The organism is Faecalibacillus faecis (assembly GCF_003024675.1).
Lineage (GTDB): Bacteria > Bacillota_I > Bacilli_A > Erysipelotrichales > Coprobacillaceae > Faecalibacillus > Faecalibacillus faecis.
On record NZ_PYLP01000005.1, the window covers coordinates 92,223 to 106,643 of the forward strand.

23 protein-coding genes are annotated in these 14,421 nt (G+C 31.0%); all 23 read right to left on the bottom strand.

Features of this window, described 5'->3' with window-relative positions; translation table 11 throughout:
- Positions 1–3: 3 nt before the first annotated feature.
- The 23 genes from C7U55_RS05935 to rplE all read right to left on the bottom strand — a co-directional run bounded on the left by C7U55_RS05935 (position 4) and on the right by rplE (position 14,407).
- Positions 4–906 (bottom strand): alpha/beta hydrolase, encoded by a 903-nt coding sequence (locus tag C7U55_RS05935; RefSeq protein ID WP_106987787.1) that lies wholly within the window; start codon positions 904–906, stop codon positions 4–6.
- Complete coding sequence (locus C7U55_RS05940; protein WP_106987788.1) at positions 893–2,098, bottom strand: hypothetical protein; 1,206 nt, start codon at positions 2,096–2,098, stop codon at positions 893–895. The genes C7U55_RS05935 and C7U55_RS05940 overlap by 14 nt, the downstream gene beginning before the upstream one ends.
- Positions 2,099–2,170: 72 nt before the next feature.
- Positions 2,171–3,049, bottom strand: coding sequence for a histidinol-phosphatase (locus C7U55_RS05945; protein WP_106987789.1), 879 nt, complete (start codon positions 3,047–3,049; stop codon positions 2,171–2,173).
- The gene (gene truA / locus C7U55_RS05950) at positions 3,042–3,776 is read right to left on the bottom strand and encodes a tRNA pseudouridine(38-40) synthase TruA (RefSeq protein WP_106987790.1); all 735 of its coding nucleotides are present in this window, start codon (positions 3,774–3,776) and stop codon (positions 3,042–3,044) included. The genes C7U55_RS05945 and truA overlap by 8 nt, the downstream gene beginning before the upstream one ends.
- Positions 3,776–4,573, bottom strand: a complete 798-nt coding sequence (locus C7U55_RS05955) for an energy-coupling factor transporter transmembrane component T family protein (RefSeq protein WP_106987791.1) — start codon at positions 4,571–4,573, stop codon at positions 3,776–3,778. Before C7U55_RS05955 ends, truA begins: the two co-directional genes overlap by 1 nt.
- Positions 4,566–5,417 (bottom strand): energy-coupling factor transporter ATPase, encoded by an 852-nt coding sequence (locus C7U55_RS05960; protein ID WP_106987792.1) that lies wholly within the window; start codon positions 5,415–5,417, stop codon positions 4,566–4,568. The genes C7U55_RS05955 and C7U55_RS05960 overlap by 8 nt, the downstream gene beginning before the upstream one ends.
- Positions 5,393–6,223: an energy-coupling factor transporter ATPase gene (locus C7U55_RS05965; RefSeq protein WP_106987793.1), complete on the bottom strand. Its 831-nt coding sequence runs from the start codon at positions 6,221–6,223 to the stop codon at positions 5,393–5,395. The genes C7U55_RS05960 and C7U55_RS05965 overlap by 25 nt, the downstream gene beginning before the upstream one ends.
- A 95-nt stretch (positions 6,224–6,318) precedes the next feature.
- The gene (gene rplQ, locus C7U55_RS05970; protein ID WP_022001373.1) at positions 6,319–6,684 is read right to left on the bottom strand and encodes a 50S ribosomal protein L17; all 366 of its coding nucleotides are present in this window, start codon (positions 6,682–6,684) and stop codon (positions 6,319–6,321) included.
- A 32-nt stretch (positions 6,685–6,716) separates the two neighbouring features.
- Positions 6,717–7,661, bottom strand: coding sequence for a DNA-directed RNA polymerase subunit alpha (locus C7U55_RS05975; protein ID WP_106987794.1), 945 nt, complete (start codon positions 7,659–7,661; stop codon positions 6,717–6,719).
- 52 nt (positions 7,662–7,713) lie between these two features.
- Positions 7,714–8,106, bottom strand: coding sequence for a 30S ribosomal protein S11 (rpsK, locus tag C7U55_RS05980; RefSeq protein ID WP_048925122.1), 393 nt, complete (start codon positions 8,104–8,106; stop codon positions 7,714–7,716).
- A 17-nt stretch (positions 8,107–8,123) separates the two neighbouring features.
- Positions 8,124–8,489 (bottom strand): 30S ribosomal protein S13, encoded by a 366-nt coding sequence (rpsM, locus tag C7U55_RS05985; RefSeq protein WP_048925123.1) that lies wholly within the window; start codon positions 8,487–8,489, stop codon positions 8,124–8,126.
- Between the two features lie 18 nt (positions 8,490–8,507).
- Complete coding sequence (gene rpmJ / locus C7U55_RS05990; RefSeq protein WP_022001369.1) at positions 8,508–8,621, bottom strand: 50S ribosomal protein L36; 114 nt, start codon at positions 8,619–8,621, stop codon at positions 8,508–8,510.
- Between the two features lie 27 nt (positions 8,622–8,648).
- A complete protein-coding gene (infA, locus tag C7U55_RS05995) occupies positions 8,649–8,870 on the bottom strand; it encodes a translation initiation factor IF-1 (RefSeq protein WP_022001368.1) in 222 nt (73 codons plus the stop codon).
- 19 nt (positions 8,871–8,889) lie between these two features.
- Positions 8,890–9,636 carry a type I methionyl aminopeptidase gene (map, locus tag C7U55_RS06000; protein WP_048925124.1) on the bottom strand — a complete coding sequence of 249 codons (747 nt, stop codon included), beginning with the start codon at positions 9,634–9,636 and terminating at the stop codon, positions 8,890–8,892.
- A 127-nt stretch (positions 9,637–9,763) separates the two neighbouring features.
- Positions 9,764–11,056 (bottom strand): preprotein translocase subunit SecY, encoded by a 1,293-nt coding sequence (gene secY, locus C7U55_RS06005; protein WP_106987795.1) that lies wholly within the window; start codon positions 11,054–11,056, stop codon positions 9,764–9,766.
- A gap of 1 nt (position 11,057) precedes the next feature.
- Complete coding sequence (gene rplO / locus C7U55_RS06010; RefSeq protein ID WP_048925126.1) at positions 11,058–11,498, bottom strand: 50S ribosomal protein L15; 441 nt, start codon at positions 11,496–11,498, stop codon at positions 11,058–11,060.
- 14 nt (positions 11,499–11,512) lie between these two features.
- Entirely contained in the window at positions 11,513–11,692 is a 180-nt protein-coding gene (gene rpmD, locus C7U55_RS06015) for a 50S ribosomal protein L30 (protein ID WP_048925127.1), read from the bottom strand.
- Between the two features lie 12 nt (positions 11,693–11,704).
- A complete protein-coding gene (rpsE, locus tag C7U55_RS06020) occupies positions 11,705–12,265 on the bottom strand; it encodes a 30S ribosomal protein S5 (protein ID WP_022001363.1) in 561 nt (186 codons plus the stop codon).
- A 12-nt stretch (positions 12,266–12,277) separates the two neighbouring features.
- The gene (gene rplR / locus C7U55_RS06025) at positions 12,278–12,634 is read right to left on the bottom strand and encodes a 50S ribosomal protein L18 (protein ID WP_022001362.1); all 357 of its coding nucleotides are present in this window, start codon (positions 12,632–12,634) and stop codon (positions 12,278–12,280) included.
- A gap of 27 nt (positions 12,635–12,661) precedes the next feature.
- Positions 12,662–13,207, bottom strand: coding sequence for a 50S ribosomal protein L6 (gene rplF, locus C7U55_RS06030; RefSeq protein ID WP_032089446.1), 546 nt, complete (start codon positions 13,205–13,207; stop codon positions 12,662–12,664).
- 28 nt (positions 13,208–13,235) lie between these two features.
- A complete protein-coding gene (gene rpsH / locus C7U55_RS06035; protein ID WP_022001360.1) occupies positions 13,236–13,631 on the bottom strand; it encodes a 30S ribosomal protein S8 in 396 nt (131 codons plus the stop codon).
- A gap of 36 nt (positions 13,632–13,667) precedes the next feature.
- Positions 13,668–13,853: a type Z 30S ribosomal protein S14 gene (locus C7U55_RS06040; protein ID WP_003536834.1), complete on the bottom strand. Its 186-nt coding sequence runs from the start codon at positions 13,851–13,853 to the stop codon at positions 13,668–13,670.
- A 14-nt stretch (positions 13,854–13,867) separates the two neighbouring features.
- Positions 13,868–14,407 (bottom strand): 50S ribosomal protein L5, encoded by a 540-nt coding sequence (gene rplE / locus C7U55_RS06045; RefSeq protein ID WP_022001359.1) that lies wholly within the window; start codon positions 14,405–14,407, stop codon positions 13,868–13,870.
- Positions 14,408–14,421: the final 14 nt, after the last annotated feature.

The window sequence follows — 14,421 nt, forward strand, 5'->3', positions numbered from 1 at the left end:
TCCTTATTTCATATATTTTTTGATAAACTGACTTAATGTTTGTTTAAAGTCATCGTTTTCAACAAGTTCATATAAGTATTTTTCATCTTTTAAGACAAACAATACTTTTTCCCCTCTATTTTTATTATAAAGAGGATAAACCATTTTAAGTGGTACAAATTCATCTTCTTTAGCATGGAAGTAGAGTGTAGGAATATCATTGTGTCTAACATATTTGGCTGTGTTTTCTTTTAAATCAATATGAACAGCTTTTTTAATATGTCGCGCAATAATAGAAATTGCAGGATATTTTGAAATCTTATAATCTGCTTCTAAGCGATAACCAATAATATCATATGGAGATGTATAAGCTCCATCTGAAATAATTGCTTTAACATTTTTTAAAACATGTTTACCTGCTGCATTTAAAATAGTATTTGCCCCTTGTTCTTTACCATAAAGTAAAATCTTATGATCTTTTCCATAAGTATCTAAAAGATAGTTATTCCAACAAACAAGATCATTGATATCCTTGATACCAAAACCTCTAATATAACCATCACTTTGTCCATGAGCACACGCATCAACTAATAGAATTTGTGCTTCTGGTAAATGTTCTTCAAAATAAGGAACATAAAGTTGCATGTCTTTTGCTTGTAATCCAAATGGATGTAAAATAACGACTGTTTCTTGAGAATTTTCTTTTGGAATTAAAATTCCTCTTAATTGAATATCTTGATCATTTTTAATTGTAATATTTTTACTACTGTATTTTGCTTCTAAGATACTTGGACGATCTTCTTGTTTATGATGTCTATAAAGTAATTTTTTAGCATACTTTTTAGAAATCGTATAAACTGAAACTGCTGCTGTTCCAACACCTCCTAATACAAGTAATCCTTTAACTGCGTTTTTATTCTTTACCATGACCGTATACCTCCTTAAATTCTTCCATTAATAATCGATTAATATTTGCGACTTGTTCAAATGAAGTTAAACGATATTCATCATGATTCATTCTTGCTGCATAAAAACGAATCGCTTTTTCTAGTTCCAGTCTCATAATCTCTTTATACTCTGGTGGGAATGTTGAGATAGGGAAACATACAAATAAAAATGTATTATAGTCCTTTGAGAAAAGATCTATGAGTAAATCATACCCTTCTTTTGTAACAATTTTATTACCAATTTCTTTTTGTAAGTCATGATTTGCGAATGTAAGAACATCATTCATGACAAATCTTAAGATATTTTCGCAAGCTTCAATATAAAGATCATGATTATTTAAATAAAGAGATTTTAAATAATCAATAACAATGTTATTTTTTAAATGTTCTGGACATAACTTGTCACAATAGATAAAAAGTTTTGATGCAAGTTCATCATTGCCTAAAATAAAGTTTCCAAATTCATTAATGATTGATAATGTAAAACGTGGCATTTGGCATACTCTACCAAAGATTTCTAACATTTCATCTTTAGTATGTTTAAAGAATCCATCTACATGTTGATTCATTTTTTTTATGATTTCTTTAAAATAATCTAAATGGAATTGATATTCTGTATCTAAATATTTTGCGTTAACACCATCCCATTCATATTCATAGAGAATCTTGTCTAAAAGTAAAGCAATAGAATCCATGAATTTCTTATAATTTTTATTATAAAGTAATCGATCAAGATAAGGATTAAAAAATGTATAAAACTCATCAACTGTTTCTTGATTTGTACCAGAATGATATTCTAGATAATCTAAAATATTACGATAATCTAAAGGTTCGAGGATCGTATCAACAGCATGCGTTTCAATAAAATGTTCAAAAACATGACAATGTAAGATTGTTTTAAATTTGTTAAAATAAAGAATTTTATTTAAAGCATCTTTTATAATATATTCTTGTTCCTGTTCGTGAAGATTTACAGAAAATGTTGGAACAATTTCTTCTCCTGAGTAATCAATTGTGACAAAAACATCAATGGCTTTAAATTGAATGTCTAAAATATAATAATGAAATTTATGTTCAAATTTTTTTGTTTGTACTGCACTATGACATCTATATTTACCAATATAGTTGCTTTTATGTGTTTCTAAATACTTTTCAATACATTTTCTTGCCATAAGTACTCTCCTTTGTATCTCCATTTTACCATTTTTAAATATTGATGAAAACAAAAAAAGAAAATTACTCTTTTAATGAGAATTACCTTTTTTAAAAGTTAATTTGTTTATTTTGTTTAAATGATGTTTTTCAACAAATTGATTTAATAATTCAATATCTTTTGTATTAAATTGTTGAGGATGGTGTGCATCGATTCCTAAAATCACTTTATTGTCAATTTCCTGGGAAATATGAAAGAAATGATCATTATTATAAGGATAAACCATTTCATCATTTCGACAAACAAGACCTTTACGAATACCACCCGCATTAACTTCTAAAGGTACATCATATTTTTTAGCTTCTTTACAAATAGCAAGAGAGACTTCTTTGCATAAGTCATCAAACTTATTTCTTCCCATCATAAATAAATCAGGATGAGCAATATAAGAAAATAGATTTGTATGAATAGCTTTTATAACATCTTGTTGATAATGTTTCAACATTTCATCATCGACTTTCTTTTTTCCATAATAATAAGAATGTATTGGATAACGATCAAAATGATTTCCTAAAATTAAATAATCTACTTCCTGATTATCTAGAAGCCTTTGATAGTAATCAAGATATTCTTTAAAGTATTCACATTCATAACCTTGATAAATCGTTATTTGATTTTTGTATTTTTGCTTTAATTCTTGTACAACTTTTTGATGTTCTTTTCTTTTTTTATAAGGCATACGCATTCCTGGACCATTCAATATAAATGCTTTACACCAAGATAAAAAAGAATGAAGTGAGCCCAAGGTATGTGGCAAACTTTTTAAAAGGAATAAACGATAAAAAGGTAAAGGAACATGTTCAGAAAAACCTAATTCTTGCATGTTTAAATCAATTGCTGCCTTTACCATATCTTCTTCACTTCCATAGCCATGCCCACAACGATAGGTATGTGTATGGTAATTATTCATAGAAAACCTCATGTAAATAAAGTCCTTGAGGTTTTGCTTTAAATAAACATTTCTTTTCGCCTTTACTTTCTAAAAGTTCTTCTAGCTTTGCTTTATCTATACGATGTGCTCCTACTTGAATAAGTCCACCAACAATATGTCTTACCATATATCTTCTAAAACCATTACCAATAAGTTTAAAAGTTACAATGCCATTTTTTTCAATAATATCAAGGTGATAAAGCGTTCTAATGGTATTTCCATAAGGATCAATGGCACAAAAAGAAGCAAAGTTATGTTCACCAATGAAGATTTTTGCGGCTTCTTTCATTGCTTTTATATCTAATGATTTTCCATATTGATAAATATAATTTGTTTCAAAAGGTGAATATTCATTCATACTTAAAAGATAATGATACTCTTTCTTGGTAGCACTATAGCGACTATGAAAATCATCATCTACAAGAAAACTATCTAAGATATAAATATCATTTGGTAAGAAATGATTGATTGCTCTTTTCCATTGTTTTTCTGGCATATCACGTTTTGTATCAAAATGAAATACTTGTTTTCTTCCGTGAACTTTTGCATCTGTGCGTCCACTAGCATGAATAACAATTTCTTCATCTTTACAAATATTATGTATTGCCTTTTGGATTTCTCCTTGTACTGTTCTTAATTTATTTTGTACTTGAAATCCATGAAATTTACTTCCATCATAACTAACAATGCATTTAATTCGATTCATTACATAAAACTCATTATAACCACACTAACGCATACAATAATTGAAACGCTCATAGCAAGCGTATCTGTTGTTTGCCAAGATAATATTTTGTATTTTGTACGTTTTGCTTCTGGGTTATAATTTCTACTTTCCATAGCATTTGCTAAATCTTCTGCTCTTTGAAAGGCAGAGATAAATAAGGGAATAATAAGAGAAATAATTGATCTTATTTTTTCCATAAATGATCCTTCGTTAAAATCTGCCCCTCGACTGGCTTGAGCTTTCATAATACGTTTTGCTTCATCTAAAAGATCTGGAATAAATCTTAAAGCAATCGATATCATCATAGCAAGCTCATGAACAGGAAAATGAAATCTTTTTAAAGGATTTAATAAATTTTCAATTGCGAGTGTTAACTCTAACGGTTTTGTTGTTGATGTCATTAGCGTTGTTAAGGTAATGATCAAAACAAGTCTTATAAAAATATAGGCTGTTTGTAATAAAGCTCCTGAATAAATTGAAATACTTCCTATTTTTACAAGTACATCTCCTGTTTTTAATAAGAAAATGTTAAAAATCATTAAAAAGAGCATCATAAAAACCATTGGTTTAACTGCTTTTAATATATGAGATACTTTAATTTTTGATAAAAGAATGCACACTAATACATAGATTGCAAGAATACCATAACCGATAAATCCAACATCAAAAAAGACAGCAATTAAAAATATAAGAACTGTGCATATTTTTAATCGAGGATCCAAACGATGAATAAGTGAATTCCCTGGTATATATTTTCCAAATGTCATATTATCCATGAAGTTCACCACCTAACGCCTCTACTAAATCATCAATATTATTAATCGATGTATCTAGCTGAAAACCTTTTTTATTTAAATCAATAATCATATTTGTAATAAGAGGTAAATCTATTCCTAAATTAAGTAAATAATCACTATCTTTAAAAACATCTTTAACTTTTCCTTTTCTTTCAACACAGCCTTCATTCATTACAATAACTTCATTACAATATTCTAAAACGTGATTCATATCATGTGTTACTAAAATGACTGTTTTTCCTAATTGATGAATACTTTTAAATAAATCCATCATTTCTCTAATCCCTTGAGGATCTAATCCTGCTGTTGGTTCATCTAAAACCAAAATATCAGGATCCATTGCTAAAATTCCTGCAATCGCAATTCTTCTTTTTTGTCCTCCTGATAAATCAAAAGGCGATTTTTGAAGATAGGTTTCATCTAAGCCAACCATTTTAATTACTTTTTTAGCAATTTCTTTTGCTTCTTCCTCACTTGTACCAAAATTCATAGGTCCAAAAATAATATCTTTTTCAATGGTTTCTTCAAATAATTGATATTCAGGAAATTGAAAAACAAGTCCTGATTTTTTACGTAATTGTTTTAATTTTTCTGGTTTTTCTTTCGATGAAATCGTATATTTATCAATTGTTATTTGCCCATCTGTAGGTAATAATAAAGCATTAATATGTTGAATAAATGTTGATTTTCCGCTCCCGGTTTGTCCTATGATTGCAGTAAAACTTCCTTCTTGAATATCTAAATTCACATTTTTAAGTGCATAATATTCAAAAGGTGTTTTTTCACCATAAATATGACTTAAATTTTTGCATGTAATTGACATAATTGTTTCTCCAATTCTTCAACGTTTAATGTTTCATTTATTTGAATACCTTGAGCTTTAAGCTTACGTGATACTTTTAAAGCAAATGGTGTATCTAAATGTAAATCTAGTAAAAGCTTTTCGTTCATTAATAGTGTTTCAGGTTGATCATCACCAACAATTTCACCTTTATTTAATAATAAAATACGATCTGCATTTTTAGCTTCTTCAATATCATGAGTAATAGAAATAATGGTCATTTCTTTATCTTCTTTAAGTTCTCTAATCAATTCATTGATTTCTTTTCTCCCACGAGGATCTAACATACTTGTAGATTCGTCTAAAATAATAATAGAAGGACTCATAGCAAGAATTCCAGCAATAGCTACACGTTGCTTTTGTCCACCAGATAATTTTGTAGGTTCATGATCTAAAAATTGATCCATACGTACTCTTTTAGCATAACGTTCAATAAGTTCATCCATCTTTTCGCGTGGAATACAAATATTTTCTAAACCAAAAGCAATATCATCTCGCACAGTGGCACCAATAAATTGATTATCTGGATTTTGAAAGACAATTCCGATTTTTTCTCTTATTTTATAGAGATTTTCTAGATTCAATTCTTTATGATCAATAATGATATTACCTGATTTTTTTTCTAATAAACCAATCAATAACTTAGCAATTGTACTTTTACCACTTCCATTATGTCCTAATATCGCCACATATTCCCCTTTTTTTATTTGAAAAGAAATATTGTGAATTGTTTTTAACCCAGGCTCATATTCAAAACATAAATTTTCTACCTTAATTATATTTTCCATTTTTTTCTCCTCATGAATGCGTTTAGTTAATTCTATAATTAATGATGAAACAAGTCAAATAAAAAAGGACTGAATTTCTTCAGTCCAAATAATCATTACTTAGTTAATGATAAGATTGCCATTGGTGCATTATCACCTTTACGGTTATATGTTTTTAAGATAGTAGTATATCCACCATTAACATCTTTGAATTTAGGTGCAACGTCATCAAATAAGATTTGAACAGCTGTTTTTCCAGTTGCTTCATCAACAACTTTATGCATATCTGCAGCAGCTTGTCTTCTTGCATGTAAGTCTCCACGTTTACCTAAAGTAATTAATTCATCAACAACACTACGAACTTCTTTAGCTCTTGTTACAGTAGTTTCAACTTTTCCGTATACAATAACTTCAGTAGCTAAACTACGTAACATAGATTTTCTAATATCTGAAGTGCGTCCTAATTTTCTATTTTTAGCCATGAGATTAACGCTCCTTTTCGAGTTTCTTCAAATTAATCGATAGGTTTAAATCCTAAACCTAATTCAATTAATTTTTCTTTTACTTCTTTTAATGATTTTTTACCTAAGTTTCTTACTTTAATCATATCATCTTCTGATTTAGAAGCAAGATCTTGAACTGTTTGAATACCAGCTCTCTTTAAACAGTTGTATGAACGAACTGATAAGTCTAATTCTTCAATTGTCATATCTAAAACTTTATTAGTAGTATCACTTTGAGCTTCTGACATAACTTCCATGTTCATAGCTTTATCAGATAATTCAACAAACATATTTAAATGTTCAACTAAAACTTTTGCAGCTAATGAAATAGCTTCAAATGGTTTTAATGAACCATTAGTTTCAATTTCTAAAGCTAATTGATCATACTTAGCACTTTCCCCAACACGAGTTGGTTCTACAGAGTAAGCAACTTTTTCAATTGGTGAGAAAATTGAATCTGTTGGAATAACACCAATAGTGTTAATATTTACTTTATTTTGATCTGCAGATACATATCCACGATCTTTTTTAGCAAATAATTCCATGTATAAATGACCACCTTCTGCAACGTGAGCAATTACCAAGTCGTTTGAAATCATTTTAACTTCAGCTGGACATTGGATATCTGCACCAGTTACAGTAGCAGGACCTTTTACATCAATAATCATAGTAGCAGTGTCTTCACTATCTACATCAAAAACTAATTTCTTTAAATTTAAGATCATTGTTGTTACATCTTCAACAACACCGTCAATTGCAGAGAATTCATGGATAGCTCCTTGAACTTTGATTGCATAAACGGCAGAACCAGGTAAAGAAGAAAGTAAAACTCTTCTTAAGGCATTACCTAAAGTAGTTCCAAATCCTCTTTCAAGTGGTTCAATGACAAATCTTCCATAATTTTCAGTTTCATCATATTGATCTATATTAAAGTTTGCTTTTTCGAATTTATGCATATGTTCCCTCCTCTATAGGAATGTTTTTGTATTTTAGTTTACTACAATAATACTATCCACGAGGACGTTTTGGTGGACGACAACCATTATGTGGAATTGGTGTTACATCATTAATTGAAGTAACTTCTAATCCAGCAGCTTGTAAAGCTCTAACTGCTGCTTCACGTCCTGGTCCTGGACCTTTTACGTTTACATCTACAGTTTTAACTCCATGTTCCATAGAAGCTTTAGCTGCAGCTTCTGATGCCATTTGAGCAGCAAATGGTGTTGATTTTCTTGATCCTTTGAAACCTAAAGCTCCAGCACTTGACCAAGTTAATACGTTTCCATGTTCATCAGTAATAGTTACAATAGTATTATTGAAAGTAGAATGAACGTGTGCTACACCTTTTGCAATATTCTTTTTTACACGTCTTTTACCACGTGTTTGTTTTACTTTAGCCATTTCCTTTCAACCTCCTATTATTTTTTCTTTCCTGCGATTGGTCTTGCTTTACCCTTACGAGTTCTAGCATTAGTTTTAGTTTTTTGACCACGAACAGGAAGTCCTTTACGGTGACGCATACCTCTGTAGCTTCCGATTTCCATTAAACGTTTAATGTTTAATTGAACTTCTCTACGTAAGTCACCTTCAACTTTAATTTTTTCTACTTCTTTTCTGATTTTTGTAATTTCTTCTTCAGTTAAATCTTTAACTCTTACATCTTCGCTGATACCAGTAGCTTTTAAGATTTCTTTAGCTGTTGATTTACCGATACCATATACATAAGTTAATGAGATAACAACACGTTTATCACGTGGGATATCTACACCTGCAATACGAGCCATAATTTTTCCTCCTAAATACTAACCTTGTCTTTGTTTATGTTTTGGGTTTTCGCAAATAATCATTACGCGCCCTTTTCTTTTAATTACTCTGCATTTATCACACATTGGTTTTACAGATGGTCTTACCTTCATCCTGTCTACCTCCTTTTGGAAGATTTTTTATTTATGTCTAAATGTAATTCGCCCACGTGTTAAATCATATGGAGATATTTCAACGGTAACTCTATCCCCCGGTAAAATGCGAATGTAGTGCATACGGATTTTACCAGAAACGTGAGCAAGAATTTCCACTCCATTTTCTAAAGCTACTTTAAACATCGCATTTGGTAATGTTTCTAAAACTGTAGCTTCAACTTCAATAACGTCATCTTTTTTTGCCATCGTTCTTCAACTCCTTTTATTAAAGTTTTGTAAGAATTCTATAACCGTCATCAGTGATAACGATTGTATGTTCATAATGAGCAGCTAATGAATGATCCTTTGTGATAACAGTCCATCCATCATCAAGAGTAACTGTTTCTTTCTTTCCTAAATGAGCCATTGGTTCAATGGCTAAGCACATTCCCTTTTTTAGTCTTGGTCCTCTTCCAGGTGCGCCATAATTAGGAACTGCTGGATCTTCGTGAACACTTGTACCAATACCATGACCTGTATAATCTAGTGGTGTTGTACAACCATTCTCTGTAAGATATTCTTCAATTGCATGTGAAATATCCGAAAGTCTTATACCAGGTTTAACTTGAGCTAAGCCCGCATATAAAGCATTTTCACAAACATTCATTAAACGAGCAGTTTCGCTAGATACATGTCCAACAGCATAAGTCCAAGCACTATCACCATGATATCCTTTATAACAAGCTCCTACATCAACTGAGATAACATCTCCATCTTTTAGCTTTCTATTACTTGGTATTCCATGTACTACTTCTTCATTAACAGAAGTACAAACACTATTTGGAAAACCATAAAGATGTAGAAAGGAAGGTGTTGCACCATGATCCCTAATTATTTTATCACAAATTTGATCAATTTCACTAGTAGTTATTCCCGGCACAATAACTTCTTTTAATTTTTCATGAACTAAAGCAACAATTCGACCTGCTTCAGTCATCAATTCTATTTCTCTATCATCTTTAGTAATTATCATTATTAAACCTCCAGGCTTTCATCATATCTTAAAGACGTTATATAAATAACTTCTTAACTTTGATAACTGCTTCTTCAAAATTAATTATCTTCTTTAGATATTCATGAATCCATAAAAGAAATCATTATTATTTACGAATATAACCATGATATTCTTTTCTAGTAATATATGTTTTGATTTGTTTTACTGTTTCTAGTGCAACCCCAGTTACGATAATCAAACCAGTTCCACCTAATGAAAGGCTTGCATTTTCTGTTTGTGTCCAAATAATTGGAGTAATAATTGGAATTGCTGCGATAATACATAAAGTAAGTGATCCAGCAACAGTAACTTGGTTAAGAACTTTTTTAATATAGTTCTTTGTTTCAATACCTGTTCTTACGCCAGGAATTGAACCACCATTTTTCTTCAAATCATCACTAATTTTTTCAGCATCAATTTGTAAGTTAGAATAGAAGAATGTAAATCCAACAATCATTAGAATATATAAGCAGAAACCAATTGGTTCTTGATAATTAAATATTGTATTGATCATTTTTGTTACATCTGTTGTTTTCATAAAACTTACAATTGTTCTTGGTGCTGCTAGTACTGAAGAAGCAAAGATAACAGGTAACACACCTGAACTATTAATTTTAATAGGCATATGTGTTTGTTCTCTTGTTCTCATTGTTACACTTGTACTAGATGCATAATTAATTGGGATTTTTCTAATTGCACCTTCAGTAAAGACTACGAAGACAACAATTGATAAATAAACCACAACAAATAATACATACCAAGCTATATCTAACCACATTCCACTATCATAAGTGACGAGGTTATCATAAGTTGTTAAGAATGCATTTGGTAAGTTTGACACGATACCAGTGAAGATCAATAATGAAACACCATTACCAATCCCTTTTTGAGTAATTTGATCACCTAACCAAATTGCGAACATACTTCCAGCCATCATAATAAGCACTACATAAATGTATGACCAGATTGAGTTATCAACTAAAATATTATAACTTGTATCAAAGGCATAAGTTAAAACCCCACCTTGTAATGCAGCTAATAATAATGTTAATACTCTCGTAACACGGTCTTTTTTCTTTTTACCAGTGTTACCTTCTTTGCGCCAGCGAGTTAACGCTGGGATTACATCCATTGATAATAATTCAATAATAATTGATGATGTAATGTATGGTGAAACACCTAATGCGAAAAGTGAAAACCTTTCTAAGGTACCTCCACCAAGTAAATTCATGATTCCGAAAATACCATTTGTAGCATCACTTCTGCTTAATGAACCTACATCAACACCTGGAATTGTAATTCCTGCACCTAAACGGTACACGAATAAAATTCCAAGTGTGAAAATGACTTTTCGACGAAGTTCACCCTTTTTGAATACATTCTTCAAAAAAGTTAACATCTTAAATCACCTCAGTTTTTCCACCTGCAGCTTCAATAGCGGCAACAGCTGATTTAGAGAATTTTGCAGCTTGAACAGTTAATTTCTTTTCAATAGCTCCATTTCCTAATACTTTAACACCATCTAATTCTTTTTTGATGATTCCTGCTTCTTTTAACGCAGCAGCGTTAACTGTTGCACCATCTTCAAATTTATTTAAAGTTTCAAGATTTACAATAGCATATTCTTTACGATTAATATTTGTAAATCCTCTTTTTGGTAATCTCATGAATAATGGAGTTTGTCCACCTTCGAATCCTGGTTTTTTACCTCCACCAGATCTAGCTCCTTGACCTTTTTGACCTCTACCTGCTGTTTTACCATTTCCTGAACTTGTACCACGTCCAACACGTTTTCTTGCTTTACGAGCACCTTCAGTATATTGTAATTCGTGAAGTTTCATTGTTACACCTCCTACTATTTTTCTTCTACTGTTACTAGGTGTCCAACTACTCTAATCATACCTTGAGTAGTAGGGTTAATTTCTAATTCAACAGTTTTATTAATTTTAGTTAAACCTAAAGCTTTAAGAGTCTTTTTTTGGTTTGGTAAGCAACCAATTGGACTCTTTTTAAGTGTAATACTTACTTTTGCCATTTTGTTTGCCTCCTATCCAAAAATTTCGTCTACTGTTTTTTCTCTTAATTCAGCAACTTCATTAACTGTTTTTAATGAAGCTAATCCTTGCATTGTTGCTCTTACCATATTGATTGGAGTTCTAGAACCAATACATTTAGATAAGATATCACGGTAACCTGCTAATTCGACAACGGCACGAACAGGACCACCTGCGATAATTCCAGTACCTTGAGATGCTGGTTTAATAAATACGTTTCCTGATCCGTAAACACCGTTTACTTCATGAGGAATAGTACCATGTACAGAAGGTACTTTGATAACATTACGTTTAGCATTTTCACATGCTTTTCTAATTGCATCAGGTACTTCGTTAGCTTTACCAGTACCAAATCCAACTCTACCTTTTCTATCTCCAATAACAACTAAAGCAGCAAAACGCATTCTACGTCCACCTTTTACTACTTTTGTTACACGGTTAATAGTAACAACACGTTCTTCAAATTCTTTTTCTTCTCTTCTTGGTGCTCTTCTTTGACCATTTCTTCTTGGTTTTCTTTCACCATTGTTAGTTCTTGGTTTACGTTGTTCCATATTGACCTCCTTCTAGAATTCTAATCCAGCTTCTCTAGCAGCTTCTGCTAATGCTTTTACACGACCATGATAAATATATCCACCACGATCAAATACTACATTTTTAATTTCTTTTGCGATTGCTCTTTCAGCAATTTCTTTACCTACTGCAGTTGCAGCAGCAATGTTTCCACCGTTTTCTAATTTCATTTCAACACTTGATGCGCTAACTAATGTTACACCATTGACATCATCAATAATTTGAGCGTGAATATGAGCATTTGAACGGAAAACATTTAAACGTGGACATTCTGGAGTTCCACTAATTTTTCTACGAACTCTAGCATGACGTTTTAAACGTACATCATTACGAGATTGTAATTTAGCCATAAAGATAGCTCCTTTCTTACTCTTAAACTACTTCTTACCAGCAGTTTTTCCTTCTTTTCTGATGATTCTTTCATCACTATATTTAATCCCTTTTCCTTTATAAGGTTCAGGTTTTTTCTTAGATCTAATTAATGCAGCCATTTGACCAACACGTTCTTTATCAATTCCAGAAACTACGATAGTATTTGGATTTGGAGTTTCAACTTTAACTCCTTCTTCAGCTTCGATTTCAACTTGATGAGAGAAACCGATATTTAATACTAATGTATTTCCTTTCATTTGACCACGGTACCCAATACCAACGATTTCTAATGTTTTAGAGTATCCATTGTGAACACCTTCGATCATGTTAGCAAGTAAAGCTCTTGTTGTACCATGTAATTGTTTTACATGTTTTTCTTCACTACTTCTTACTACAGTAATTTCATTACCTTCTTGTTTGAATGAAATTGCTGGAGAAAATTGTTTCACTAAAGTCCCTTTTGATCCAGTAACTGTTACTGTGTTATCATCAGCGATTTCAACAGTTACTCCTTCAGGTACAGTGATAATTTTATTACCGATACGAGACATCAGTTATACCTCCTGTATAATTTTTTTATTACCAGATATATGCTAATACTTCTCCACCAACTTGTTTAGCTCTAGCTTCTTTATCAGTCATTAAACCTTGTGAAGTTGATAGAATAACAATACCTAAACCATTTAATACTCTAGGAATTTCGTTTACTTTTGCATATACACGTAATCCTGGTTTAGAAATTCTTTTTAAATCAGTGATTACTTTATCTTTTCCTCTATATTTTAAAGTGATAATAATGTTTGATTCAGCACCTTCGCCTTCAACTTTATATCCTTTAATGAACCCTTCATTTTTTAAGATTTCAGCAATTCCAACTTTTAATGTTGAAGTAGGAATACTTACTTCTTCTTTTAACGTATTATTTGCGTTACGGATTCTTGTTAACATATCTGCAATTGGATCTGTCATTACCATTTGCGCGTCCTCCTTCCAATACGGATTATTTTATAATTACCAACTTGCTTTTTTTACACCAGGAATTTCACCTTTGTAAGCTAATTCACGGAAGCAAATTCTGCAAAGTTTGAACTTTCTAATTACTGAATGTGGTCTACCACAACGTTCACAACGTGTGTATTCACGTACTTTATATTTTTGAGGACGTTGTTGTTTCACTTTCATTGATGTTTTAGCCATTTATTAAGTCCTCCTTATTTATGGAAAGGCATTCCTAATTGAGCTAATAACTCATGACCTTCTTCATCAGTTTTAGCTGTTGTTACGAATACAATATCCATTCCTCTTAATTTGTTTACTTTATCAAAATCAATTTCAGGGAAGATTAATTGTTCTTTAACACCTAAAGTATAATTTCCTCTCCCGTCGAATGAGTTATTTGATACACCTCTAAAGTCTCTTACACGAGGTAAAGATACATTTACTAATTTATCTAAAAATTCATACATTCTTTCACCACGTAAAGTGACTTTACAACCGATTGCTTGACCTTCTCTTAATTTGAAACCAGCAATTGATTTTTTAGCTCTAGTGACAACTGGTTTTTGACCAGTAATTAATGTTAATTCATTAACTGCATCATCTAATAATTTTGAATTAGATACTGCATCACCAACACCAATATTTAATACGATTTTTTCGATTTTTGGTGCTTGCATTTTAGAAGAATAATTGAATTTTTCCATTAACGATTTAACTACTTCGTTTTCATAACGTTCTTGTAAACGATTCATTTGCTATCTCCTTT